Below are 26,360 nucleotides of genomic sequence, written 5' to 3'. Positions count from 1 at the left end.
GACGCATAAAATATTTGAAATTGGAGGATCTTCAGCCCGAGCATCGCAACATCCCGCGCATGACGTCGAATATTACGCGGGCCGTTGCGCATAGTCCTGTGTTGGCGAACCTTGTTGCAGCAAGAGGAATGTATTTCCGCCATCAAAGTGGATTGAACCCACGTCTTCGCGAACTGGCGATCTTGCAAGTCGGCTACAGCACCCGCTCTGCCTATGAATGGGCGCATCATGTTGATGTGGCGCTTTCCTTTGGGGTGAGCCGGGACGATATCCGGGCGATCGGCGTGGAAAGTGAAGGTGGCGAGACCCACTTGGAGCCGCTGGCGCGGGTCGTGTTGGCGGCAACAAGAGAACTCACCGATCACATCACGCTCTCCGGGGAGCGTTTCGATCAACTCGCGCAAGCCCTCAGCAGCGAGCACCTTGTGGATCTGCTGGTCACCATCGGCGAATATATCGGTCTCGTTCGCGTCATGGCGGCCATCGAGATTGATCTGGAGCCAGAATATGCGCCGTTCCTGGAGGAGTTTCCACTCCCCGCGACCGGAAGACTTTGATTGCCGGTCAACGGTGAGTGCTCAATCCCAGAACCGGTACAAACAGGAGTGCGTAAGACATGAAACTACTGAGTTTTGAAATCCAGAACCGTAAAAGCTTCGGTGCTGTCATTGATGACGGCGTTATCGATCTTGGTCGCAAGTTTGAAGGGCGCTATGCAGATCTTCTGGCGGTCCTTGAAGCAGATGCCCTCCGCGAACTTGAAGCGGCATGTGTCGGGGTAAAGCCGGATTATGCGTTAACGGATATTACGTTTCTTCCGGTCATCCCCAACCCGCCGAAAATCATCTGTATTGGCGTGAATTATGAGGCGCACCGCTCTGAAATTGGCAGAGACCCCAGCAAGAAGCCGATGGTTTTTGCGCGTTTCCCAGCCAGCCAGATTGGCCACATGCAGCCTTTGGTGGCTCCGCCCGAATCCCACACATTCGATTATGAAGGGGAGATTGCAATCATCATCGGCAAGCCTGGTCGCCGGATATCGCAAGCCGATTCCTGGAGCCATATTGCCGGCTATGCGCCTTACAATGACGGCAGCATTCGTGAATGGCAGGGACACACAGGGCAATGGACGCCGGGTAAAAACTGGTATCAAACGGGTGGTTTTGGCCCCTGGATGTCAACGCGTGGTGAAATTCCTGACAATGCACCGCTGCATCTCAAGACACGCGTCAACGGACAAGAAGTCCAGAGCGCAGACGCCAGCCAGATGATTTTCTCTATTCCGGAAATTATCGAGTATTGCTCGATCTTTACCCCCTTGGAAGCGGGCGATGTGATTGTTACGGGAACGCCCGGTGGCGTCGGCGTTCGCCGCAACCCGCAACTGTTCCTCAAGGATGGAGACATTGTTGAAGTTGAGATCTCCGAAATTGGCATCTTGCGCAATTCGATCAAGGCAGAACAGCTATAAAATCCTATGAGGACAATGATCGAATACGGCCTTATCGCCATATTCGATACCGCCAGAGCAAGGCTTATCTATTTTCTATGATAGCGTTGCGCGCCATCGAGCGTGCCAACGCTATCATGCTTTATAGTCGTTTGATAATTTCCTTTTTATCCGATCCAGATTTAAAGCCTGATCCAATGAAAACGAGGCCGTTCAGCATCCAGATCGGTGACGCTGAACGGCCTCAAGAATGCTATTACCCTTGAGCGGCTATCCCCGTCATTTCTGTCTGCCGGGCCTGAGTGGGAAGCAATTCTGAGATACGATCAAGGTCTTGCGGGCTATTGGCGATCCCCAAAATGTAACGGTCGGGCCGAATGATAATGGCCATCGCACCAATCTCAGCCAAATAGTCGCTGCCCTCATCAGCAAGGCAGATCAAACCGACATCATCCCATCGCCTGCGTGTGTCTTTCGATACCTTGTCCAGCACATCCTTCGCACCAAGAACCACGAAAGCATTGCCGACCACGTCGTCTAGCGGGCGACCGGACGTCAGGATCGGTTGCCGAGAAATCATGCCTGCCGGGAGTGGTTCCGATCCATGAAGTCCCGCGCCGAGTTGCGCATTGATTGAGGTGATAAACCGCCCACCCTTGGCCAGATTCTCATCTCTTTCGCGTGCCAGTTCAGGGTCAACTGTCTGAATGATACTGCCGATCTGTATGGCATTCTCGATATATTTACGAACATGTGGTGCTCGTTCCAGTTCATACGTATCGAGGAGCGCCTCCGATGCCATGCCTTTGATCACATGGGCGAGCTTCCAGGCGAGATTGGAACTGTCCCTGATGCCAGCACAAAGCCCCTGACCAAGAAAAGGTGGTGTCTGGTGCGCGGCATCTCCGGCAAGAAGCACGCGATCCACCCGCCATGGCTTGGCCATGACAGCGTGGAAGAAATAGGTCACCGCACGCTCGATCTCGCCATCATCGGGTGTGAGCCAAGGTGACAGAAGACCCCAAATACCCTCAGGTGTCAGAAGCTGTTCAAGATCATCCCCGGGCATCACCATAAATTCCCACCGGCGTCGATTTTTGACGCAGCGCATGAAGGTCGTGGGGCGCACCGGGTTGCAAAATTGAACCGTACCGTCCGTCAGGCCGTCAACATCCCGGTTCATCAGCAGATCGACCACGATCCAACGTTCATGGCTTCCGAGGTCTTCAAGCTGGCTCGAGATCATGCCACGAACAGGTGATCGTCCGCCGTCACATCCAACAAGGTACCGCCCCTTGACGGATGCGGTCTCGCCAGTCTTGCGCATTCGGTATTGTGCTACAACGCCGTCTTCGCCCTGTTTGAGTGAAACGATTTCACAGCCCGACAACACCTTTGCGTGCGGGAAGCGATTGAGGCCCTCCCGCAACACGGTTTCCAGCGCCGGTTGGTGAAAGCGATAACTTCCATGCCAGTTCTGCGGCCCCACTTCGGCGGGACGCGGCCAGTGCAGGATGACGTCGTGCTGTGCGTTGATAAAGGTCATGCCGGGATTGACGTGTGTGTCGGGCTTGATCTTGTCTGCAAGCCCGATTGTTTGAAACACCCGCATCACCTCCCCATCAAAATGGGTCGCACGCGGCAGCGTAAACATCGTTTCATCGGCCTCAACGATGCATACCGTCAGGTCCATGCTGCACAGCAGGTTTGCCAAGGTGGCACCTGTTGGACCCAACCCTACAATGACGACATCAACTGACCTTACCATAATCTCTCCTCTCCAGTTCTGCGGCCGATATCATTCCGGCGTTTTGCATGTCTTCCCTGTCATGGTCTGCCACCGTTTTGGGTGTCAGTGAATTGTCTATCTCCGTCATGATCGCCGCCAGTTCCGGCCCAGCCGTTGGATTGTTCAAGTCCAGACAGCATTGCTCGATGTGCAGCGCCAGGCTTTCACGGATGATGCCGCGCGCGAGACGGCGAAATTTTCCTCGTGCCAAATCAAGATCGAAGGGTTTGGCGGGGTCGCCGAGGGCGTCCGATATGGCAATTGAAGCAATAATCCTCTCATTGATGAAAAGATCGATGCTCGCGGGGTAATTCTGAGGGCATTGGTGCGCCAGTTCAGGATCGGCAACAACCTCCACCTTTTTTGCAAACTCCACCACCGCTGGGTCAGCCACGGCATCGGTTCGCTCGATATCGAGCAATTTATCCGGCCAAAATGCCGCCAGTGCTAGATTATAGCTGCAACTGGTAATGCGAGAAAGGCGGCTCAAACTGACATCATGATGGCCAATCATGCCAGCATGCACGGGCGGGGCTTTCACAACAACCTTGGTCACAGTGTCAAGCGGAACACCCTGTTTCAGAAGCATTTGAAAGCCGTCGATGGCGGCTATGGCGTGCTTGGCTGCGCAATAAGGCTTGATACTGGTGCCAAGGACTGCCGCCTGACCTTCAAAGACATTCAGGAGAATATCCTTCTCCAATGTTACGCCGTGGCTTCGGGCGGGCCACTCTCCATCCATGAAGTTTCTATCGCCATTGAAGCCTTTCGAGGCACTGAGGGCGGCGATGCAGCCCGTTTTTGCGGCAAGGCCCGCGAGCAGCCAACGCGCAGAGGTTCCCGCGCCACCAACCACCCCGCCACTGACGCTGCCTCCCGGCCTTCCACTCGACGTGGAAAGCGCAATGGCCAAGGCATGCGCTGTCCGTTCCCAATCCAAGCCCAAAAGCTTTGCGGTGACTGCGGCCGTTGTGACCGGTGCGAGCAGGTAGGTGGGCCAGATCCCCGTGTGCAAGATATCAGGACCGGACACCGCTTCGCCAAGGCGGGTCATGATCTCATATCCCGCGTGGAGTGCATCGATAAACAGAATGGTGTCAGCACGATCCGCCAGATCGGCCATCAAAGACAAAGCCGTCATAACCACAATCGCGCCCGGCGTTGTGCATGAGGGCATATGCACATCGTCCACCTCGCTCAGCCGTGCGGTGGCGACCCTCAGTGCAATCGTGTCCAGTGTTGAGCGCGTCAGTGGTGCCAATGACTGGGATTTCTCATCTCTGAGCCGTGAAAGACGATGGCCTTCTCGTGTCGCACGCCCCGCAATCCATGCACCGATAGTGTCGAGGACGTGGATAGACAGGCCCTGCGAAACAAGGGGATCTTGCCGAAAGGGTGCTCCTGAAGCGATCCGTTTGGAAACGTCGTCAATCAACGTGGTCATTGATGGGTTCCCTTTGCGTGTTCTTGAAAAGCTTGGCTTGGCTGCCATCTGCTGACGGATGCTGCTGCGTCCAGCATTGAAGCCAGATTGATTTTATGACCGCGGAAAAACATGAACTCCCCCCAGAGTGAGATCGCGACGCGTCAGCGACGCTAAAAGGTTTGGCATGCCCCTTTGAAAATGTCAATTAATCTAATATTGTGAGATTTATCCAATTTTTTGAGAGACTTTCATCCCTAAGGAGAAAACGACACATGCATATGAGGCCACACCTGAATGAGATCGACATAATTCTGATGTGCGAGGCAGCCCGCAGATGTGCCGAAGCAAACAGTTGGAGTGTCACGATTGCCATTGTTGACGAAGGCGGCGCTCTTCTTCGTCTTGAACGAATGGATGGCACCGGCTCTGCCACAAGCGAAATCGCCATCGGAAAAGCAAAAATGGCGGCAATTTCCCGGCGAAAATCAAAGGATATGGAGGAAAGAATCGCAGAAAGACCCGTTTTTCTCAAACTTTCATACGGATTGCCGATTCAGGGCGGGCTGCCGATCATGGTTGAAAAATGGTGCTTGGGCGGAATCGGTGTGTCTGGGGTTCAGTCCCATCAGGATGAACGCATTGCCCAGGCTGCCTTGGACGCGCTTTTATCGAATGCCGAGATCATCTCTGCGATTTTGCCGGCGAAGGCGCCATAACGATATTGACGTTAATCTCAATTTGTGAGATTGATATGGTATTCGATATTGGGAATATCGTTCTGTTATCAAAAGTGAGTTTCAGGGAGGTAGGAATGCAACAGGTTTCCATCAGCCATGTCGGGCTTTTCGTTCACGATCTCGCGCTCATGCGTGAATATTACATCAATGTGCTCGGGTTTATCGTTACAGATGAAGTGCCGGGCAGAATGTGCTTCTTGAGCCGCAACATCGAGGAACATCACCAGGTTGCGCTATTTGCTGGCCGGACAGCTGACACCCCGCAGGTGCAGCAGCTTTCGTTCAAGTTGGACACGCTTGAAGAAGTGCGTGAAGTCCATCGTCGTCTTGTTGATGCTGGCACTAAGGAGATGCGCTGCGTGAGCCACGGCATTGCCTGGTCGATCTATTTCCCTGATCCTGAGGGCAACCGGCTGGAATATTTCACCGACACGGAATGGTATGTAAAGCAGCCTTGCGCCGACCCGGTCGATTTCACTCTTCCGGCCGATGAGATTTATCGCATATCCGAGGCAACCAATCGTGCGCACGAAGATTTCCAGCCGTTGCACGAGTGGCGCGATCGTTTCAACGAAAAGCTGAAGCAGAAGATCTTGGAAACCCAGTAACGCTTCGGCGCAAAGTGCCGGATCGGCAATCGTGCGCTCCTGATTTCTCGTATCAGACGCGCATCAACGAGGGGCTGGATTCTGTCAGGCTCAGATTGAGCCGGACAGAGTTTAGGTTGTCTTGTTTTCGTTTGTCTTTTCAGAAAACTGGGTGCCATTTTCCTCGATAAACTCTAGCTTAGAGATCATCTTCATGAAGCTTGCATTTTTCGACTCCTACAAACTTGGCGTCGTCCGCGATGACGTCATCATAGACGTTTCCTCCGCAGTCGAGGCAATTCCGCATGTGGGGCCACACGACCTCATGCAAGGACTGATCGCACGGTTTGATGAGTTTCGCGGTGCGCTGGAAGCCGCAGCAGACGCTGGTGCGCCGATCAGCCTGGCATCGGTTGCGCTGCGAGCGCCGCTGCCAAAGCCCGGCAATATCGTCTGCATGGCCGTCAACTATATGGAGGACGGAACGCTTGCGGAACCGCCCGCCATCAATGCGTTCCACAAGGCATCGACGGCTGTTATCGGACCGGGCGGCACCATGGTCCTGCCTGACATTCCCGCAAGGACCTTTGAAGGGGAAGCTGAGATGGCCTTGGTGATTGGCAAGCGTGCGCATCAGGTTCCTGCTGAGAACTGGCGTGACTATGTTTTCGGTTATGTGAACTTCATCGATGGTTCAGCGCGTGGCACCCTCCCTGAAAAGAACAATTATTTTCAGATGAAATCTCGCGACACGTTTGCCCCGATTGGTCCCTGGATCGTCACTGCCGACGAAATCCCGGATCCGCAATCCTTGCAGGTTCGCCTTTGGGTCAATGGCGAACTCAAGCAGGATTTCAACACCGATGACATGGCGCACAAGATCCCGCGTTGCATTGAGTGGCTAAGCCATATCCAGGCTTTGGAGCCGGGCGATGTCGTGGCCACGGGCACCAATCACCGGGGTCTCAATGCATTTCAGGATGGAGATAGCGTAGAGTTGGAAGTCGAAGGCCTTGGTCGGCTGGCAATCAATGTGCGCGATGACCTGAAGAGAACCTGGCCACGCGAAACACGTGTTGAGCTTATGGCCAAAGGCGTGAAGGGCCCAGCCGTTCAACTGACAGGCAAACACGCGCCCGTCAGCCCATGATTTGATCGGGGGAGGGAGGTGGGGCACCTTGCACACCTTCTCTTCGGTGATTAGCGTGCATTTTTTTGGTCGAGTCTCTTTGCGTGGGATAGGTGCGTCGCAACGGTGCGATGACCCTCACGGATCGGCGCAAACAACTCTACACGCGAGCCTGCATGTCAAGCCTAACGAAAATGCTCCTGATCCTTGATCTGTTTTCGGTTGATAAGCCGATTTGGTCAGCTGACGAGATCATCCAATATTGTGGGCATTCTCGTCCCACCGGCTATCGCTATGTCAAGGAACTTTGCGACGCTGGTTTGTTGCGCCGCGCAGAGGGTGGCTATTCTCTTGGTCCGCGCGTGATTGAACTCGATTACTATATCCGCCAGTGCGACCCCCTGCTGATTGCATGCCGGCCAGTTATGGTGCGGGTGGCGCAGGAATCGGGCTGCGATGTGCTGCTGGCCAGCATGTATGGCACGAAGATAATGGCGGTTCACCAGGAGTTGGCGCACGAAACAGGTCAAATCGCTTTCGGTCGAGGACGGCCGATGCCGCTGTTTCGCGGCGGCGGATCGAAAGTCCTGCTGGCGTCGATGACAGCTTCGCAGCTCAAGAAGCTCTATGATCGTTATGGGGCGGAAATAGCGGAGGCGGGGCTTGGAACCACATGGCCAGAATTTCGTAAGCAGATGCTAAAATATCGAAATGACGGCCATGTTGTCTCAATCGGGGAGCTTGACCCGAATGCTGCTGGCGTCGCGGTTCCGATCCCTGTCGGTGACGCACTCGACCCGGCGGCCCTGGTGATTTTAACAACGCGCTCGCGCTTTGATCTCATGGAAAAAGCACTGCTGGTCGATATGGCGATGAATGCGGCCCGGCAAATCGAAACATCGATGCGCGGACACCGTGAAGTTCAGGCGAAAGCCCTCCTGCTCTCGTGACACTCAGGAAATACGCGCATGCGTTTGACCGATCTACAATTGGAAGACATGTCACCGGCACAGAAAAATGTGGCCGAGGAAGCAAAATCTGGCCAACGCGGTCACATTCCAGCACCGCTCAGGGCGTGGATCCACAGCCCTGAATTGGGCGCAAGGGCACAACGTCTCGGCGAATTCGTTCGCTATAACACAGAGCTTGGTGCTGATCTGTCCGAACTTGCGATTCTTGTGGTTGCGCGCGACTGGGGCGCTATTTTCGAGTGGGATGCGCATAAGCGGGAGGCATTGAAAGCTGGCATTGAGCCGCACGTCATCGAGGCAATCCGAACACGCGCCATTCCCGCCTTTCCAAGCGATAAAGCCCGCATCGTCTATTGTTATACCAAGACATTATTGGAGACCCGCTTCATCCCAAGCCCGCTCCATGACGAGGCTGTGACTGTTCTGGGGCAAGCGGGCCTAGCAGAACTCGTGGGTGTGGTTGGTTACTACACGTTTGTTGCTATGACCCTCAATGCCTTTGAGATCGGGGTAGAAGAGGGCTCTGGGGATTTGGGGGTGAACTGATCCTTGCACTGCTTGTCGGTGAGGTCAGTTTTTGTTTTTCGTTCTACCGCGCAACAACCGGCGAACCGGGAAAAACTCAATGCCGGTGCGCTCTGAGAATAGCCCCCATATGCCCCTGGGTGCAAACAGCATTGTTATGATTGCAAGCGCCCCCAGCAACAACAGATACCATGAGCCAAAATCTGACAGGAGATTTTGCAGGAAAAACAAAATGATCACACCAACGATGGGCCCTTCGATGGTGCCGATTCCACCCACAATTACGATGAACAGTACATAGGCTGTCCAATCTGTGAGTGAAAAGGCGGCATCGGGTGAAATTCGGGCTTTCTGAAGATAGATCAGTGCGCCAGTCATGCCGGTCAGGGCTGCTGTGAGAAGATAAATCGTCAATTTCAGACGAAGGGCATCCACGCCGAGTGCCGTTGCCGCTGTTTCATTGTCGCGCACAGCAGCAAGGCCCAGTCCTTGCTTGCTGCGCAACAGCCGATAGACGAAAACGATGGTGAAACCCGTCAACAACAATGCGAGCCAATAGGCCAGTGAATCCAGTGCAACAGCCGGTTTCATGCCGAACACTGTACTGATGGTGGAGACGCCAAACATATCGCGGGTGGCCTCGCGTGGCAGCGACGCCCCCGTGCCGCCGCCCAGCGTTTTCCATTGGGCAAACACCAGCCGCCCCACTTCAGCAATCACCCAGGTGCCGATGGCGAAATAGGAGCCGTGGAGACGGAAGGTGAAGAGGGCGGTGGGCAATGTGACGATCGTGGCGAAAACGCCCGCTAGGGGAATGGCAATCAGAGGATTGACGCCAAGTAGAATGACCATTGCAAACAGCGCATAGGCCCCACAGCCAACAAACAATTGCTGGCCAACCGAAATCAGCCCCGCATATCCGGCAAGCAGGTTCCAGCTCTGCGCCAATGTCAGCATCGTCAGGATGTAAAACAGATTTTGCATTGTGCCACGCGACACAAAAAACGGAGCTAAGGCCAGCATTGCAAAGACCAGCACGAGTCCTATCGTAAAGGCCGAAGACAGCCGTGTTCGGGTTTGAATGCGCCAGCCGGTTGATGGATTGTCTTGGGTTGACGCGATGTTGGTGGATGTCATCTGCTGTTCCTCAATCAATTGCGCGTGGAAACAAGCCGCGTGGCCTGACCAGAAGCACGATCAAGAAGGCGATATGGCCTGCCAAAATCTGCCATTCGGGATTTATGGCGGCACCTAGCGTTTGGGCGATACCCAAAATAACACCGCCCGCCAGCGTGCCCCACAGTGATCCGAGCCCACCAATGATGACGGCCTCGAAGGCATAGATCAGCCGCGATGGCCCAGCGGTGGGGTCGAAATTTGCGCGGGTGCTGAGATAGAGAGCCGCGATTGTGACCACAACCATGGCAAGCCCTGTTGCCATGGCAAAGATACGATGCGGGCGCACCCCCATCATGCCAGCCGTCACCGGATCATCGGATGTGGCCCGAAATGCCCGACCAAGCGAGGTGCTATAGATCAACTGGTTGAGGGCGATAATCACGATGATCGCCGATCCGAACGTCAAAAGCGGCATGATACCAATGCTCAGTCCCGCCAAAGGCAGCGATGCGGTCTCCAAAATGCCTGTCGAAAGACGACGGCTATCGGCGGTGAAGCCCTCCAGTAGGCCGTTTTGGACAACGATTGACAGACCGAACGTGACCAGCAGCGGCGGCAGGATATCCTTGCCGAGTGTGCGGTTCAAAAGATAGGTCTGCAATAGCCAGCCAAGCCCAAACATCAGCGGGGCGGCAATCAGAGCTGCCAAAAACGGGTTGATCCCGAGGGAGTTGGCCAGCACCAGGATTAGGAAAGAGGCGAGGACAATTAGGTCGCCATGCGCAAGATTGACCAGTCGCATAATGCCGAAGACCAGACTGAGACCTGCGGCAAACAGCGCGTAGAGGCCGCCCAGCAGCGCGCCTTGCACAATGGTATCAAGCCAGTTCATGGGATTCAGCTCCGAAATACGCGGCATGAATGTCGTTGCGGTCGAGATCGGAAGGATGGCCCGTCAGCGTGATGCGCCCCTCCATCATGCAATAGACGCGATCTGCCTGTTTCAGTGCCTGACCAATATCTTGCTCGACAATGATGATTGCAGCACCTGCGGAGCGGATGCGTGGGAATGCGGCATAGATATCCTTGATCACCACCGGGGCAAGGCCGAGGCTCAGCTCATCGCACAACAGGACCTCTGGATTGGACATCAGCGCCCTGCCAATCGCAACCATTTGCTGCTGGCCACCGGAAAGCGCTGTCGCAGGTTGGTGGCGGCGTTCCTGCAAAACGGGAAAAAGCTCATAAATGCTGGCAAGCGACCATGGCCCATTGACCGTGCGGCCATATTGGCCGATCAGCAAATTTTCCTCGACGGTGAGCGAGGGGAAAAGCTTGCGTCCTTCCGGCACCAGCGCAATGCCACGCGCCATCACATCGGGTGCCGCCAACGCACCGATGGACACGCCTTGGTGCAGAATGGCGTCTGGCTCAGACGCAAGAACCCCGACAATGGCACGCATCAAGGTGGACTTTCCAGCGCCATTGGCCCCAATCACCGCAATCATTTCTCCGGCGTCCAGCCTGAGATCGACGCCGAACAGAGCCTGAAAGTCGCCGTAGAATGCCGTAAGGCCGCGTGTTTCGAGCAGACTGGTCATCATACCTCCAGACCCAGATAGATTTCACGAACCTCGCGCGAGGCCATGATCGCCTGTGGTTCGCCAATGCCCAGCACCCGGCCAAAGTTCAGCACAAGGATGCGCTCCACCACCGCCGTTAGCGCATGCAGAACGTGTTCTATCCAGATCACTGCGACGCCACGCTGGTGAACGTTCCTGATGGTGGCGACGAGTTGACGACATTCGCCTTCCGTCAATCCACCGGCGATCTCATCCAGAAGCAGCAGTTTTGGCTTCGTGGCCAGTGCGCGGGCCAGTTCCAGCCGTTTGCGTTCCAGAAGGCCCAGCGAGCCTGCAAGTGCATTGGCTTTGGCAATCAAACCGGTTTCAACAAGAATGTCGGCACAGAAATCGGTCATCTCTGCCTCACTGGACTGCGCGCCAAAGGCCCCGGCAACCAAGAGGTTTTCAAAGACGGTGAGCCGCTCAAAGGGCTGGGGAATCTGGAAAGTTCGTCCCATTCCGGCAAAACAACGCTGCATGGGCGGCATAGTCGTCACGTCACGGCCATCAAACCTGATTGTTCCAGACGCGACCGAAAGATTGCCACTGATCAGATTGAACAACGTGGATTTGCCCGCGCCATTCGGTCCAATCACGCCCAGCGCCTCGCCCTCCTGCACGGCAAAATCAATGTTGTCAGCAACCACAATGGCACCAAACGATTTCGACACGCCACTCATTTCAAGGATTGGCATTCAAAGGCTCCTGTTGAAAACGAACCCGCTCCGCAGTGTGGGAGCGGGTCGTTTGCGCTCACGCGAGAGGTTCGAGCTTGCCGCCGAGCGGCACAGACGGAATGAGGCCGTTTTCGACCACCACAAGGTCATAGCCGCCACCGGTCCTGAGCCGCCATTGTCCCCCGACCAGCGGTGTCTTGGCCACATTCTTGCTGGCAAACGGCGGCAGCTTGTCGCTTCCCCAGGCAATGGGGCCGACCAGTGTATCCAGTTTGGTTTCACCAATCGCTTTGGCAACAGTCTCGGCGTCGCTCACATCTTCTGCGCGCTTCATCACGTCTACGGCGAGTTCGAAAAGAGCATGGGCAAAGCCGATCGGCTGCGTCCAGGGACGTCCTGTTGCCTTGGTGAAGGCCGCCGCAACCTGGGCCGACGTTTGGCCGGTGAGCGAGGATTTAAACGGATGCGACGGTGTCCACCAGACTTCCGTGGAGAGATTGTGACCGGCATTGCCAAGCGCTTCCACGGCCTGCGGAAACAACAGCGCTTTGCCGATGGAGGCGATCTTCGGCTTCAACCCCTGCTGTTTGGCCTGGTTCCAGAATGTGGTGAGATCCGGCGGGATCATCACTCCGGTCAGAATGTCGGTGTTCTTCTGCTTGAAGGCGTTGATCTGGGCGGAAAAATCATCTGTCAGGTTCTGGTAGCGCCCGGTGTCCGTTAGTGAATAGCCAAGCTTTTCCAGAACCGGCGGGAAGCCGACAACCTTGTCGCCCCAGGCATTACCATCGCCATCATTGGGAAACAGGCCGCCGACCTTCTTATCGGTCGCAAGCTGGCTCCACATGCCGGTGTAGACCGCGATGATATCCTCCAGCCCCCAGAAGAAGTGGTAGGCATAATTAAACGGCTTCCAGCTTGCTGGATCGGAGGGATTTCCCTGCTGGCCGATGAACCAGGATTGCCACGGTGCGACAGTGGAAATACACGCTACACCTTCCCCCTCGCAGGTGGTTGAGACCGGATTTGTCGTTTCAGGCGTCGAGGAAACCAGCATCAAATTGATTTCGTCGTCAACGATCAATTCCTTGGCCACCTGAGCGGCCCGGTTGGGGTTTGACTGGCTGTCCTTGACGATGACCTGATAGTTGAGGCCCATGGCTTTGGTTGCTGTCATAAATGCATCGATGACAAACTTATCGGCTTCGCCGAAGCCAGCAAGTGGGCCAGTCTGGGGGCTGACATAGCCAAGTTTGATGGCCACCTCCTTGGCAATCGCGGGCGTTGCCAAGCCAGAGGTTGCAAGCACAGCGCCACTGACGGCGGTTGTCTTGATAAAATCACGTCTGGTGAATATCGGTCGTCCCATTGCCATGCGCCTCCCCGCGCGTTGAGCTCTGTCTGAATGCGGTAGCCGTCGGCATCAAAGCCCGCATCCGCCGACCGTTAATGCCACACACCCGTCTTTCATCTCTGGAATCTGGTCAAAAGTGCATGGATCGCTGTTGAGCGATCCTGCGCATCACGCACACGCACCTTTCGAAATGGGTCTCCTCCCCCAATTCCCGTCTTCCCAGGTCAAAAGCTAACAGCCAGAAACCACATAATTGATCTGAATCGTCGTGGTAAATATGTCATCAGGTTATGAACTGGCATTGGAATGGCACCGATCATCTCGGTGCCATTGCTGGCTTAGAGCGCCAAAATCTGCCGCAGCACACGGCGCAAGTCGTCCGCCGGTGCGGCGCTTGCTGCCGTGCTGCGCCAGCACACATGGTGGTCGGGGCGAACAAGAACGCAGCCGGTATCACGGATCTCGCTCAACCGCGCCCAGTCGCCGGTGGGATCGACATAGGTTTGGCGCGGGCCGATCATATGCGCGTTGATCTCCATGCCCAGTTCGTTGCCCACCGCTGCGGCGGCGTCCACCCAGGCTTTTCCACCCAGGCCCGTCAGCAGCGTGAATTTGCCATGGCCGCAGAGATCGAGAGTTGATACTTCGGCACCCCCGACATGTTTGTAGAGCCACGCATGCGGTAGGCGTGCACCCGGCCAGGTGGTTGGCTGGTGATGCAGGTCGGCATCCAGCAGGAAATCGGGTTCGATCTGCCCGTCAGTGACGATGGCATCGGATCGATAACGCTGGTTCATTTCGATGCCATGCGCGTCAAACTCATATTTCTTGAAGGCGATTGCCTTGCGGATGGCCTCGCGTTGCTGTTCAGCCGCCTCGGTTCCATCCGTGCGGGCTTCAAGATTTTTCTGCATCTGCTCTGGATCGACGCCTTCACTCATGCCAAGCGCTGCGAAAATCGGCCCGGTTTCGCCAATCGACTGATTGGCACGGCTGACGATCTGCTTGGCGATTGGAGCGCGTTCGACGTTGAAGCTTTCCAGCAGGCCCTCGCCAGCCTGACCCTTCAGAACCATGGCAAGCTTCCAGGCAAGGTTGAAGGAGTCTTGGATCGAGGTGTTTGAGCCGAGGCCATTGGAGGGCGGATGCCTGTGGATGGCATCGCCAACACAGAACACGCGGCCATTGGAGGTGCGGGTGGCGTAATAATTGTTCACGGTCCAGGTGTTGGCCGCCAACAGTTCAATTTCCAAATCAGGGTCGCCGATCAATTGCCGCGCCACGCCGGTGGCAAGCTCCTCTGTTACTTCCGGTTCCGGCCCGTTAATGTCATAGCCCCAGACGATCAGCCATTCATTCCAAGGGCGCACCATGCGCACCAGCCCCATGCCGATGCCGCCGACATCCGCACCCGGCTGCATGACCCAGTAGAGAACCGAAGGACGATGCGCGACGTATTTGGTGAGGTCGGCCTTGAACAGGATGTTCATCGAACCACCGACACCCATTTTGCCTTCAAACGGCAGGCCAGCATGCTCGGCCACCAGCGACTTTGCGCCATCGGCACCGACGAGATATTTCGACTGGATGGTCAGTTCATGTCCTGAAAGCCGATCCTTGCAGGTGGTCAACACGCCTTCGGCATTTTGTTCGTGGCGCAGATATTCGGTGGACATGCGGGCTTGAGTTCCGCGCGAACAAGCCGCCTTGAACAGCAAAGGCTCCATGAAAGTTTGCGGCAAGTCATTCATCTTCGTCGGAGACGACATGAGATGTTCAGCCTTGCTCAGGGGATGATTGCCCCATGCTTTCAGGCGGCCAATTTCCTCACCCGCCAGACTTTCGCAGAAAATGTTTTCGCCCATCAGGTCCTGATGCGTCGCAAACAGATAGGCCTCGTCCTCCACATCACGGCCAAGATCGCGCAGCACTTCCATGGCACGCTGGTTGGTAATGTGAGCGCGTGGTGAATTGGCCAACCAGCGATAGCGGTTGACGACCATATTGTTGATCCCGTAGGTCGATAGCAGGGCTGCCGCTGCCGAGCCTGCCGGTCCAGTGCCGATAATCAGCACATCCGTTGTAATGTCTGCCATTTGTCAATTTCCTCCCTCTTCAACTATGTCAGGCGACCGGCGGCTCTCCAGACCATGCCGCTTGCAAAAGCCGCCTTATCGCGTCCCGCTCCACAGGACGTGGATTCCAGTATGGATTTTGCGCCGCAAGATCGGCTGCCCGATCAAGGTCGCGCTCCTTCAATCCCAGGTCTTTCAGCGCCATCGGGGCGTGCGATGTGCGGGCAAAGTCATAAAGTGCTGCTCCTGGCTCGTGCCCCCCGAAAAGCTCAGCCAATGGGCGCAATTCATCGCGCGCGGCAACGCTGTTGTAGGCGATTGCATGCGGCAGGATCACGGCATGTGTTTCAGCATGGGGCAAATCAAAACTACCACCCAGCGTGTGGCATAGCTTGTGGTGCAGCGCCATGCCGACCTGACCCAGCACCGTTCCGCACAACCATGCGCCATAGAGCGTTTCACCACGCGCCTTGAGATCAGACGGATCTTCCAGCACGCGGGGCAGGGCATCGCGAAAGGCGCGCAGCCCTTCAAGCGCCATCAGCGTGGTCAAGGGGGTGCGATTTTGCGCATAAAGGCCTTCGGCGGCATGGGCCATCGCATTCAACGCGCTGGTGACGGTCATGCCGACAGGCAGGCTGCGCACCAGTTCTGCATCATAGAGAATAACTTCGGGCTGAACCTTGGCGCCGGTCAATGTGGTTTTAACGCCATTTTCCGTCTGTCCGAGAATGGCGGTTGCTTCACTGCCCGCATAGGTCGTTGGAACAACGATTTGTGGCAGATCAGTGCGCAAAGCAATGGCCTTGCCAAGGCCGGTTGTGGAGCCGCCGCCAATGGCGACCAGACAATCGGCGCCAATGTCGCGGGCATAAGCCGTTGCTTCCTCTGATATATCCACGGGTGTGTGCATCCGGGCACGGGTGAAAATGCCTGCGGCGTGGTCGCCACACAGAGCCGCGAACTCTTCCGCGACATGCGCCTGTTCCGGCGTTGTCAGGATCAGCGCACGATGACATTCCAACCGTGTGATTTCTGCGACCAGATCGTGACGCACACCAATGCCGAAACGCACACGCAATGCCGGCCAGGTCGAGGCAAACTCTTCGCGGAAATATGACATGGGGCTCCTCCTGCCGACCGTCTGGCTCCTATGAAGGCGACAATAGATCAGTGAAAGGCGGATATTGATCGGAAGGTGGCGATATAATATAATCTTTTGTTATGAAGATAGACAGTGAGCATCTCGAAATCCTAGCGGTCATCGTCGAAAAGGGCGGCCTGACGGAGGGCGCTGAAGCGCTTGGTAAATCGCAGCCATCAGTGTCGCGCACCATGGCGCTTTTGGAGGAGCGGATTGGCACGCCGCTGTTTGAGGCCGGGCGTCGGCCTCTGCGCCCGACGGAGCTTGGCAATCAGCTGGCGCGGCTCGGGGCCAAAATCAGAACTCAAAACCTTGAGGCCAGCCGTCTGGTGCAGCGCTATCGTCAGGGGCAGGCGGGCCGATTGCGTTTGGGCGGAACGCCAATTTTCTTCGATGGCGTGGTTGCTGGCATGGTGGCGGAATTTCAAAACCGCCATTCCGATGTGCAAATCACCCAGACCTATGGCTATTTCGAGGATCTTTCTGCCGGCCTGCGCAGCGGTGCGCTTGATCTCGCTATCCTTCCGATGCACGCCAATATGATCCCGGCTGACATGCAGTTCACACCCTTATTGGCTGGCCGCAACGTTATTGTTGGCAGTGCCACACACCCATTGGCGCGGCGCGGCGCGATCACCCTGGCGGACATCGAACCCTATTCCTGGATTGCGCCACCGCCCGACAGCCCGCTGTTTCGCGATTTGCAACGATCTTTGAAATCAATCGGGCTCGATGATTTCAAAGTGAGTTTTTCAGGCGGAACGCTGGCGTCTATTTTCAGCGTTGTGCTGGGGTCGGATTCTCTGACGGTTCTGCCCTATTCTGTTGTCTTTACCCACCAGCGGGTCATCCCTCTCCAGGCACTACCGTTGCGCATTGAGCATCCTGATCGCCAACTGGGATTGCTGACAGCCACGGAGCGGATGCCGCCGCCAGCGCTGGAGCGGTTTGTCGCGTTTGTGACCGAAAAGTTCAAACATCTCAGCACTCGCATGGAACATGAGCAGCAAGTAACCCGCCGTCGCGGCTAATACGAAGATTCATTGAAAATGATTCTTCGTATTCCTTTTGAAAATATCTCAAGCCTCTGACGCATTTGAGATATTTTCAATGTCTTCAAGTCGAGGATGCGTGAGCATCTTCGAGACTTGGTATAAGCGACTGTTGCTATTTTAATGCGACATAGGTCACAGGGTCTAGGTGAGCGATGCGCACCGCACCATGCGCGCCTGTGGCCGTAGTCAGTAGATCACGCAGCTTTTCTGCCGCTGCCCGAATGACAGTTTCGGTGCGCTTGGCATGCGGCAGGATCAGCAGTTCGATATTGAGTTGAGGCTGGTCTGGCAATCCAACAACCGGGATGACGGCCAGTTGGCAGGCCGATGGCGCGACCTGAAAAGCCTCGCACAGCAGATCCCGGATCCGCGGCAGCGCCTCGTGAAGACTGGCGCGGGATGCCTCGAAAATGGTTTCGTCGACATATATCTTCAGGTTTGGCACCGCCGGTTCACTTTCATTCTGGTGTTAGCACGAAGTCAAAAGGTGATCGCCACAGGGTTGCAGCATCCTGAAGTCGCTCATAAGGGGCAACGAGCGTTTCCTTCACCCCGAACACCGCATCGGAGGAAAGATATTCATCGCCGCCGACAAAGGTATGGGTGACCAGCTTGCGAAAGCCGGGTGCGCTGATCATGTAATGCATATGCGCTGGCCGCCAGGGATGACGGCCAAGGTGTTCCAGCAGCGCGCCAACCGGCCCGTCATCAGGGATCGGGTAACTCACCGGACGGATGCCCACAAAGCGATAGCTCCCATCGGCCCCTGTGATGAACCGGCCACGATTGTTCCATTTCGGCTGGATATCGGGCTGCTGGACGTCATAGAAGCCATCGGCGTTATCCGACCAGACATCAACACATGCACCCTCGATCGGTTGGTGATCAAGGTCGAGAATGCGACCTTCGAACAGGCAGCTCTCACCCTTGCCATCCAGACTGATCACAGTGCCATGGTCGCGAATAGGGGCGTTTTCAACGTGGAATGGGCCAAGCACCGTGCTTTCCGTGGCACCTTTGGGACGGCGATTGGTGATGGCATCCACCAGCATGGAGCAGCCCAGTACATCGGACAGTAAAATAAACTCCTGCCGCTCTTGGGTACAGATCTGGCCGGTCTTGGTTAGAAAGCCAATGGCAATCTCCCACTCCTCAGAGGTCAACCGGGTTTCCTTGACGAAGGCATGCAGATGCTTGACCAGCGCCGACATGATTTCAGCCAATCTCGGGTTCGTATCTTTACCCATGCGGGCGTTGACGATAGCGACCGAATCCTCCTCCACGAAGTAGTTCACGGCAATCTCCTTTTGCTAACCAACTCTTCCCGTGCCATGTTTTCGACAACGGTCGCGCGGGGGCCTCCTCCAGACAGCCAAACCCATGCAGCGTATCAATGATATGCGCGTTTCACCGGTCATAAGATTGTTTCATGCGCAAATAATATAACATTAGGTCATGCAAAAAGTTTGGAGAGGCGACCCCGATTGCGCAGTTTCGCGCAGCGAATGCTCTACCATCGGGGTGGAGTCTCGCCAGCCTCAGGACCTAGTGATCCAAGTGTTTTGGCTTCTGCCGTTTGTTTGTTTTTGTAAGGCATTGCAAGACAAAGGAATGTCTCCCTGCAGACGACAAGGCTCTTTATAGCAAGCAACTTCATCGAAAAAATGTTGCCAAGCATCAAAGACTGGAGGCGCATCTCAACACGATACGGCAAGTCCACTCAGGCCTTCCGCTCCACAATCCATAAACTGCAATCTGAACCGAGATCTCTGCGGGTCTGAATTACAGAGATCTCGGGAAATCAAAATAAGACATTGGATGATTGCCAACTGATGCGAATTTTCTCGCCTATGATGTGCTTAACCCTGTGAATTATTCAGTTTTGGCAAGGACCTCGCGTGAGCAGCAGCTTCACCGGAATAGGGGAAATCATCCCCGAGTTGCTGGTCGCCCTTAAAGACTTTGAACGACGGCCCATCGACCTCCACAATCTTGTAACCGTTTACATATTCGATCTTCGACGTTTTCCACCCCAATACAAGCTCTCCTATTTCAGGCCGCTGTCTCAAAGACGGGTTTGCGGGTAGCCCATAAGCACAGGTGTATCAGGTGCCTGACCAAAGAGCCAATTCCCTGAAGCCGATCCGGGATTTCTGGCGAGAATGACGCAAGATCAACCAATTCTTTGCCGCATGTCCAGCTTACAGTTCCCTCATCTTCAAAAGAGGAAGCTTGCGAGACCGAAAGGACGGCTTAAGGGATCATCCAGGTCATCAAGCGGCACCTCGATGGCATTGATTAGGGTTGGCTTGCAGCCGCCTGGCAGTGCCAAATGAAACGCCCCGCGACGGCCAACTGACTCAGAGAGACGCAGGACATGTCCTTCCCCATCTTCCGCGGGCTTGAGGGCATGCACACGAACACTTTGACCAGAAAAACCGATAGGCGCGATATCGTAGTTTTCAGCGGTGGTGGCTGGCGTGAAATGCAGGCCCGCATTGACGAGATCAGCCTCTGCCTGAACTTCTTCGCTCCACCAGCGACCATCATGCGGCAAAAGGGCGTAAACGAAGTGGTGATGACCCTCGTCAGCCAGCATATCTGGAAACATTGGGCCGCGAACAAGGCTTAAAGTCAGCCGGTTGCCCTTGGCAGAAAAACCATATTTGTCCGCCGAGAGCAGGGCTGCACCCCAGTCTGTTTCCGAGAGTGAAACAAAGCGATGGCCGCAGGATTCAAACTGGGCTTTCTGCCAGCTGGTATTGTCATGCGTAGGCCTGCGGGTAATGCCAATGGCCTGATCGAACACAGCATCCTCTGCCAGTACGGTGACGGGGAAGGCTGCACGCAGATAGGTGCGCCGGTCGTGCCAATCGAGATCAGTGACGAATTCCACCCGTGGACTGTTGGACCACAGCCGGATTTTTTGCCGGATCGTACTGGCTGAAAAGCGTCTGGTGATGGTGATTTCTGCCAGATGCGGGCCATTGGCCGTTACTTCCCGCTTTTCAATCGATAGCCACTCCTCTTCACCAAGCTCAAAACCCGGTTCAATGTCCCAGGCGTCGAAGTTGCGGGGCAAATCATTGCGATACAGCAGCAATTGATTGCCGGGGCCGTCCATCAACTCGCGATTTGATCTCTTGTCGATCAGGCTGATGATCCGGCCTGCCTCATCCAGCGTCAGCCGCACAAAATCATTTTCCATGGTTTTGCCGTCCGTTGTTACACGGCGCTGGCTTGAACTGCTGACAAAGCCGAGACTGAGTGGCTTCAGGTTACGCTCAATGGACGCAACATAGTGCCCGTTCAGTTCCTGCGCTTGCAAAGCAGCGGGCAGGGGGCTTGCGCTTTCAATCTGAAACGCGGTTTTTCTGGAGCCTGACAGGTTGGCCACCAGCAATCCTTCGAGATCACCGCTATGGCGTGCGGCAATGGCTTGCAGGCGGGTCTGGATCAGGGTTGTTGCATCATCGATAACACCCTCCAGCTCTGGCTCGGTTTGCTGATAGACCTCGCGGATGGAAGAACCCGGCAGGATATCGTGAAACTGGTTTCGAAGCAGCAATTCCCACTGTGGCTCCAGAGTGTTCGCGGCAGGCGGTCCACCCTCCAATGCATCAAGAACGGAGATAGCTTCTGCCGCCACCAAAGCGGCTTCCGCCTGTCGGTTGAGTTGTTTGGTGCGCGCCTGTGTGGTCAATGTTGCCCGGTGGTACTCCAGATAAAGCTCACCACGCCAGACCGGCAGGGCTGCCGCTTCAAGATCACTCGCCAAGGCCTGAATATGCAGCTCTATGGCACCATGCTCAACAGTTGGAATGGCAGGCATCAGATTGAGAAGCGGCAGGGTTTCGATCTGATCCGGGTCCGGCCCGCCGCCACCATCGCCCCAGCCATAGGAGGCAATGACCGTGTCCGTCATATCCTTGGCAGCATGTTTGCCCCATACCTCGCACAGGGCGGCGGGCGTCATCAGCATATTGTAGCCGTCATTGTCATAGGCGTCGAAAGTGTGAACCAGCACCCGCGAGCCATCATTGCCCTGCCAGCGGAAAAGATTGTCGGGAAGGCTGTTGGTTTCATTCCATGACACTTTGATTGTCACCAATGTGTCGATGCCAGCGTGCCGCATGATCTGCGGCATGGCGGCGGTAAAGCCAAACGTATCGGGCAGCCACGCCGTGGGGCTGGTGATGCCGAAGTGCTTTTGAAAATAGCGCTGCCCATGCAGAAACTGCCGTAAAAAGGCCTCTGCCGAGGGCATGTTGGTATCGCACTCCACCAGCATGCCGCCGATGACTTCCCAACGGCCTTCCGAGACGCGCTGCTTGATCTCTTCAAACAGCGCCGGATCTTCTTGCTCAACATGCTGATAGTAGAGGGACGATGATTGCAGAAAGCGAAAATCATCGTGCCGCTTGAGCAATGCGTTGACGCTGTTGAAAGTTCTGACGATCTTGCGCACCGTTTCCGGCTGCGGCCAAAGCCAAGCGTAGTCAATATGGGCGTGACCAGTCACCAGCACGCGCCCCTGCTTCGGGTAGGTTTCCCGAAGCTCCGTCAGCATGGCGTCAAGGCTGACGGTTGCCGTCACAACAGAAGCAAGGGCTTCCTGTGTCAGGGCGTTTGGCGTGTCGGTGGGCTCGAAACTGCGCTCCCATATATCGCGCGCCCATATACGGCTGGCCAGACGGGGGCCGACATCCTGTGTTGCTGTTGGCAGCCGCAACCCTGAAAGGGCAATTTCCGCCGCTTCATAGAGCGTGCGGGCAAGTTCCTTGTCCTTCACCGTATCGGCGGTGTTGCGTAAAATCAGCAGGCGACGGCGCAAGGCGCGAATTTCGGGATAATATCGATAAATCTCGGCCATCGAGAGCACGGGGTTGCGATTGGGCACGCCAAACAGACTGCGCGCGGCGGATTCCGCTCTGATTTTGAAGGGAATGCCGCGTGGGACATCAAACCTGCGATGGCAGGGATTGGCCGCAAAACTCTCAAGAATCTCGCCATCCAGACCAATCAGGCGCACAAGACTTTCACCGCCAAAATCAAGCCGAAGCTCCACATCGGGACCTTCCGGCACCACAATTGCCTCTTCCAGCAGAAACGTGTGAATGCCATGGCGATCCGGCCAGGCATCACCAACACCCATGCGCGTGGTCAGCCCGTCCGGCGTGCCGCCAAGAAAAGCCCCAAGTGGCATGCGCTCGCGTAGCTCATACGCTTCCAGTTCATCGGCCCAAACTTCGATGTGACGCGAGAGCTGTTCAAGGCTACGCTGGCGGTCTCGATAGGCACGCATGATGGTCTCCCGCATTGGTTTTGTTTGGCACTGCAACATTTAATCATTGCTGATGATATAATATTTTTGAGAAAACAGGATCGCGATTTTTCTGCTGCATTTGGCGCGATCATAGCGAATTATCGCATAATATCGACCGATATCTCTAAAAAATATCGGATTTCTTTGTGTGTTGTGCTCGGCTGATGAACACGCGAATTGCCATTTCGATGCGAATTTTGGCGGAATATCGTCGAGTCCGATGGGCTATGAAAACGAATATTTGTTCAATTGTTTGCTTGACAGAGGCGATATAATTCGTGTTAGGAATTTAAATATTGGCAGATAGAGACGTATCTAAAGCGCAGTCGCCAATCTGGAGTGGGAACCTGGCCTTATCCGTGGCCAAACAAAGGGCAGGCGCGTGTCCGTGCTGCCAATGGAGGTGTCAATGCGCATGCAACGACGTGAATTCCTGAAATATTCTGCGACAGGTGTTGGTCTGGCCATGGCTGGTGCAAGGCCCGCCTTTGCGGCCCCCGGTGTTCTCGACATATTCTTCAACAGTGATACCAATGTCATTGATTTCTGGACCCAGGTGATCAAGCCGGGTTTTGAGGCGGCCCATTCCGGCGTGACGCTCAATCTTGTGCCCGGCGGTGGCGGTTCTGCCATGGATGCCTTGGCCGATCGCGCCATGGCGGCTTTCAAGGCCAAGAAAGACCCGCAGGTTGATATGCTGGAGGCTGTTACGCCATTTTATCCCACAGGGTCGCTGGAGGCGGGTCTCTGGGTGGATTTTTCCAAGGTTGGTCTGTCCAATTACGACAAGGTCAACCCGGTGGTGGTGCAAAGCCCAGCACTTTTGCCCTATCGCGGCTCGCAAGTCGTGATGATGTATAATGCCGACAAGGTCAAAACCGTTCCCACCACATTCAAGGAACTTGTGGTGTGGATCAAGGCCAATCCCGGCCAGTTTGCCTATGCCCGTCCTGATCTCGGTGATTCCGGTGCCTGCTTTATCGAGCGTGCCCTTCAGGAAGTCACTGGCTTGAACCCCGACCTGTTCCTGCCGGAAAATTACACCCCGGCCTATGCCGAGCCGCTGTTTTCCAAGCTCTGGCCTTTGCTTAAAGATATCCAGACCTCGCTGTTCAATGGCGGTGAGTACACCTCCGGCAACACCGCCTCCATCCAGATGCTGGCCAGCGGCGCGGTTTCCATGACGGTTGCCTGGTCAGACATGGCCTTGCAGGCGATGAGCCAAGGCGTTGTGCCGCCGACTACCGCTGTTGCCCAGTTGCAGGATCTGGCTTTCACCGGCGGCTTTTCCGGCATTGTCGTGCCAACGGTGGCGGCCAACAAGGAAATGGTGCTCAAGCTTGCCGATTACCTGATCACACCGGATATTCAGAACCATGTTGTGACCGACCTTGGCGGCTTCCCCGGTATCAAGTGGGAGTTCATGTCCAAGGAACTTCAGGATAAATTCGCAAAAGTCGCACCCAAATCCATTCCGCTTTTTCCCGGCACATGGGAGCCTGCACTGTTCGAGGGCTGGTATCGTAACGTCGCCTCCAACATCAAACGCTGAGGCATGGTGATGCAAACGCACGGCCTCTCGGAAGGATCGCGCTGGACCGGATTGGCCTTTGTGGCCATTCCGGTTCTTTCCATCGTGATTTTTCTGTTCTATCCGGCGGCGCTGACCATTGTCAGCACTTTCTGGCGTGAAGGCCGTGATGGCGTCCATGCGCTGAATTTTGACAGCTATGTTTTCTTCTTCACCGATGCCTATAGCCTTGCCAATCTTGGCAGAACGCTCTGGACCACATTCGTTAGCCTTGCGCTGCTGATTGCTATCAATCTGCCGATTGCGCTTTATATGCGCTTTACCCGTGGGCCGCTGGCAAGCCTGATTCAAGGCTTGGCGTTGTTTCCCATGTTTGTTCCCGGCATTATCATCTGCTACGCGCTGATCCGCTATCTGGGGCCAAACGGCTGGTTGCAAAGCCTTCTATCCTTGATCGGCTTCCACCATTATGCATCGCCCTATCTGACGCCTTGGGGGCCAGTGATCGGCCTGCTCTGGGACGGCATGCCTCTGACGCTACTGATTTTGATTTCCGGCTTGTCCGGCATATCGGATGCCTCGATTGAAGCCGCCCGTGATGTGGGGGCGGGGAGGCTGCGAATTTTGGTCCGCATCATCATTCCGCAAATCATGCATTCCCTGCTGATCGTGTCGGCGCTGAATTTTCTTGGTTTTTTCGGCCAGGCGCTGATGCCGTTCATGCTGGGACCGACAAGCCCGGAGATGATGGGGCCATTCATGCTGCGCACATTTGCAAGTGTGCGTGATCCGCTGCAAGCCTCAACACAGGCGACCATCACCTTTCTGATCTGCTCTCTTGCTGGGATTGCCTATGTCCGCTCGATTGCCCGCAAGCCCCAAGGCGGAGAGTGATGATGTTCCTGTCCAGTCGCCGCAATGATGTCTTTGGCCTGATCATTCTGCTGTTTCTGATTGTTTTCATCGTTTTGCCCGTGCTCACGGTTTTTCTCTGGGCCTTTGCTGAGCAATGGTTCTATCCCTCCGTTCTGCCGACCAAATGGGGCTTTCGCTTCTGGTCTGCGGTTTTGGCCCGGCCCGATGTCTGGGCGGCCCTTTGGACATCAGTTGAGCTGTCGCTGACCGTCACATTGCTATCCGCCATCATTTGCCTGCCAGCGGCCTATGCCTTTGCCCGCATGGATTTTCCGGGAAAATCAGTATTTATGCTGTCTTTCCTGATGGCCAATGCCTTTCCGCGCTTTGCACTGATCATTTCCATCGCGGTGCTGTTTTTATCCTTCAATCTGGTGGGCACCTTCACCGGTGTGGTGATTATCCAGCTGTTGAATACCTTGCTGTTGATGATCTGGCTGCCAACCGCCGCGTTTAGAGCTGTCAGCCGGGATATGGAAGAAGCCGCCCGCGATGTCGGCGCAAACCGCTGGCAGGTGTTTCGACGCATCACCTTGCCGCAGGCCTTTCCCACCATTGCTGCCGCCCTGCTGATGACCTTCGTTTGGACCTTCTACGAGACGGAAGGGGCGTGGCTGGTGGGTGCGCCACGCATTCGCACCATGCCGCTGTTGATGATGTCGATGATCAACAACCAGTTGGTGGTGCAATATGGGGCTGTGCTGTCGGTTATGCTCTGGGTGCCGTCTCTGGCCGCCATCCTGATGGCGCGGCGGGTGATTGGCGGCGAGGCTTTTGCCAAAGGACTGGGCGGATGATGTTTCAAACCCAGAGTCTGTCAGATTCAGATTGAACCTGACAGACTCTGGAAATCCTTGTTTATGCATCGGATAGGTCCGAAAACCGGGTTCCACTTTTCGGTCCGATGCTCTTTTCGAGAAAGACA

The 26,360-nt window shown here is 55.5% G+C and carries 23 protein-coding genes; 11 read left to right on the top strand and 12 right to left on the bottom strand.

Annotation, left to right across the window (positions count from 1 at the left end; all coding sequences use genetic code 11):
• Positions 1-59 precede the first annotated feature (59 nt).
• On the top strand, positions 60-557 hold the full coding sequence (locus H1Y61_RS22505) for a carboxymuconolactone decarboxylase family protein (RefSeq protein ID WP_235680983.1): 498 nt from the start codon (positions 60-62) through the stop codon (positions 555-557).
• A 59-nt stretch (positions 558-616) separates the two neighbouring features.
• Complete coding sequence (locus H1Y61_RS22500; RefSeq protein ID WP_180575389.1) at positions 617-1,471, top strand: fumarylacetoacetate hydrolase family protein; 855 nt, start codon at positions 617-619, stop codon at positions 1,469-1,471.
• A gap of 235 nt (positions 1,472-1,706) precedes the next feature.
• On the opposite strand, the gene mhpA is transcribed toward H1Y61_RS22500, so the two are convergent.
• Both mhpA and H1Y61_RS22490 read right to left on the bottom strand, forming a co-directional pair.
• Positions 1,707-3,218, bottom strand: a complete 1,512-nt coding sequence (gene mhpA / locus H1Y61_RS22495; protein WP_180575388.1) for a bifunctional 3-(3-hydroxy-phenyl)propionate/3-hydroxycinnamic acid hydroxylase MhpA — start codon at positions 3,216-3,218, stop codon at positions 1,707-1,709.
• Entirely contained in the window at positions 3,202-4,683 is a 1,482-nt protein-coding gene (locus H1Y61_RS22490; RefSeq protein ID WP_180575387.1) for an MmgE/PrpD family protein, read from the bottom strand. Before H1Y61_RS22490 ends, mhpA begins: the two co-directional genes overlap by 17 nt.
• Before the next feature lie 296 nt (positions 4,684-4,979).
• Here H1Y61_RS22490 and H1Y61_RS22485 point away from each other — a divergent pair, with 296 nt between their 5' ends.
• The 5 genes from H1Y61_RS22485 (at position 4,980) to H1Y61_RS22465 (ending at position 8,635) form a co-directional block, all read left to right on the top strand.
• Positions 4,980-5,381 carry a heme-binding protein gene (locus H1Y61_RS22485; protein WP_235680982.1) on the top strand — a complete coding sequence of 134 codons (402 nt, stop codon included), beginning with the start codon at positions 4,980-4,982 and terminating at the stop codon, positions 5,379-5,381.
• A gap of 35 nt (positions 5,382-5,416) precedes the next feature.
• Positions 5,417-6,010: a VOC family protein gene (locus H1Y61_RS22480; protein ID WP_156554418.1), complete on the top strand. Its 594-nt coding sequence runs from the start codon at positions 5,417-5,419 to the stop codon at positions 6,008-6,010.
• Between the two features lie 193 nt (positions 6,011-6,203).
• Complete coding sequence (locus tag H1Y61_RS22475) at positions 6,204-7,139, top strand: fumarylacetoacetate hydrolase family protein (protein WP_180575386.1); 936 nt, start codon at positions 6,204-6,206, stop codon at positions 7,137-7,139.
• A gap of 110 nt (positions 7,140-7,249) precedes the next feature.
• Positions 7,250-8,068 carry an IclR family transcriptional regulator gene (locus tag H1Y61_RS22470; RefSeq protein ID WP_235680981.1) on the top strand — a complete coding sequence of 273 codons (819 nt, stop codon included), beginning with the start codon at positions 7,250-7,252 and terminating at the stop codon, positions 8,066-8,068.
• Between the two features lie 18 nt (positions 8,069-8,086).
• A complete protein-coding gene (locus H1Y61_RS22465) occupies positions 8,087-8,635 on the top strand; it encodes a carboxymuconolactone decarboxylase family protein (protein WP_180575385.1) in 549 nt (182 codons plus the stop codon).
• A gap of 24 nt (positions 8,636-8,659) precedes the next feature.
• Here the strand turns inward: H1Y61_RS22465 and H1Y61_RS22460 are convergent, their stop codons facing one another.
• From H1Y61_RS22460 to H1Y61_RS22430, 7 genes are all read right to left on the bottom strand, one after another.
• Positions 8,660-9,751, bottom strand: a complete 1,092-nt coding sequence (locus H1Y61_RS22460; protein ID WP_180575384.1) for a branched-chain amino acid ABC transporter permease — start codon at positions 9,749-9,751, stop codon at positions 8,660-8,662.
• A 10-nt stretch (positions 9,752-9,761) separates the two neighbouring features.
• Positions 9,762-10,625, bottom strand: a complete 864-nt coding sequence (locus H1Y61_RS22455) for a branched-chain amino acid ABC transporter permease (RefSeq protein WP_180575383.1) — start codon at positions 10,623-10,625, stop codon at positions 9,762-9,764.
• Positions 10,612-11,334, bottom strand: coding sequence for an ABC transporter ATP-binding protein (locus H1Y61_RS22450; protein ID WP_180575382.1), 723 nt, complete (start codon positions 11,332-11,334; stop codon positions 10,612-10,614). Before H1Y61_RS22450 ends, H1Y61_RS22455 begins: the two co-directional genes overlap by 14 nt.
• Entirely contained in the window at positions 11,334-12,053 is a 720-nt protein-coding gene (locus tag H1Y61_RS22445) for an ABC transporter ATP-binding protein (RefSeq protein ID WP_180575381.1), read from the bottom strand. The genes H1Y61_RS22450 and H1Y61_RS22445 overlap by 1 nt, the downstream gene beginning before the upstream one ends.
• Positions 12,054-12,111: 58 nt before the next feature.
• Positions 12,112-13,392, bottom strand: coding sequence for an ABC transporter substrate-binding protein (locus H1Y61_RS22440; RefSeq protein ID WP_180575492.1), 1,281 nt, complete (start codon positions 13,390-13,392; stop codon positions 12,112-12,114).
• Between the two features lie 335 nt (positions 13,393-13,727).
• Positions 13,728-15,485: an FAD-dependent monooxygenase gene (locus tag H1Y61_RS22435; protein WP_180575380.1), complete on the bottom strand. Its 1,758-nt coding sequence runs from the start codon at positions 15,483-15,485 to the stop codon at positions 13,728-13,730.
• Between the two features lie 28 nt (positions 15,486-15,513).
• Entirely contained in the window at positions 15,514-16,587 is a 1,074-nt protein-coding gene (locus tag H1Y61_RS22430; protein ID WP_180575379.1) for a maleylacetate reductase, read from the bottom strand.
• A gap of 101 nt (positions 16,588-16,688) precedes the next feature.
• Between H1Y61_RS22430 and H1Y61_RS22425 the strand changes: the two genes are divergently transcribed.
• Entirely contained in the window at positions 16,689-17,639 is a 951-nt protein-coding gene (locus H1Y61_RS22425; protein WP_015918531.1) for a LysR family transcriptional regulator, read from the top strand.
• 136 nt (positions 17,640-17,775) lie between these two features.
• On the opposite strand, the gene H1Y61_RS22420 is transcribed toward H1Y61_RS22425, so the two are convergent.
• From H1Y61_RS22420 to H1Y61_RS22410, 3 genes are all read right to left on the bottom strand, one after another.
• Complete coding sequence (locus H1Y61_RS22420) at positions 17,776-18,108, bottom strand: hypothetical protein (protein WP_180575378.1); 333 nt, start codon at positions 18,106-18,108, stop codon at positions 17,776-17,778.
• Between the two features lie 13 nt (positions 18,109-18,121).
• Entirely contained in the window at positions 18,122-18,910 is a 789-nt protein-coding gene (locus H1Y61_RS22415) for a dioxygenase family protein (protein WP_180575491.1), read from the bottom strand.
• A gap of 971 nt (positions 18,911-19,881) precedes the next feature.
• Positions 19,882-22,968 carry an alpha-mannosidase gene (locus H1Y61_RS22410; RefSeq protein WP_180575377.1) on the bottom strand — a complete coding sequence of 1,029 codons (3,087 nt, stop codon included), beginning with the start codon at positions 22,966-22,968 and terminating at the stop codon, positions 19,882-19,884.
• A 430-nt stretch (positions 22,969-23,398) separates the two neighbouring features.
• On the opposite strand from H1Y61_RS22410, the gene H1Y61_RS22405 reads away from it, so the two are divergent.
• Genes H1Y61_RS22405 through H1Y61_RS22395 form a run of 3 tightly spaced genes read left to right on the top strand, consistent with a single transcriptional unit; the run spans position 23,399 to position 26,232 of the window.
• Complete coding sequence (locus H1Y61_RS22405) at positions 23,399-24,541, top strand: extracellular solute-binding protein (RefSeq protein WP_180575376.1); 1,143 nt, start codon at positions 23,399-23,401, stop codon at positions 24,539-24,541.
• 3 nt (positions 24,542-24,544) lie between these two features.
• Positions 24,545-25,414 carry an ABC transporter permease gene (locus H1Y61_RS22400; protein ID WP_180575375.1) on the top strand — a complete coding sequence of 290 codons (870 nt, stop codon included), beginning with the start codon at positions 24,545-24,547 and terminating at the stop codon, positions 25,412-25,414.
• A gap of 2 nt (positions 25,415-25,416) precedes the next feature.
• Positions 25,417-26,232 carry an ABC transporter permease gene (locus H1Y61_RS22395; protein ID WP_180575490.1) on the top strand — a complete coding sequence of 272 codons (816 nt, stop codon included), beginning with the start codon at positions 25,417-25,419 and terminating at the stop codon, positions 26,230-26,232.
• Positions 26,233-26,360: the final 128 nt, after the last annotated feature.

The organism is Agrobacterium vitis, assembly GCF_013426735.1.
GTDB lineage: Bacteria > Pseudomonadota > Alphaproteobacteria > Rhizobiales > Rhizobiaceae > Allorhizobium > Allorhizobium vitis_D.
The sequence above is the reverse complement of the archived record's forward strand: the minus strand, read 5'-3'. Positions and strand labels throughout refer to the sequence as shown.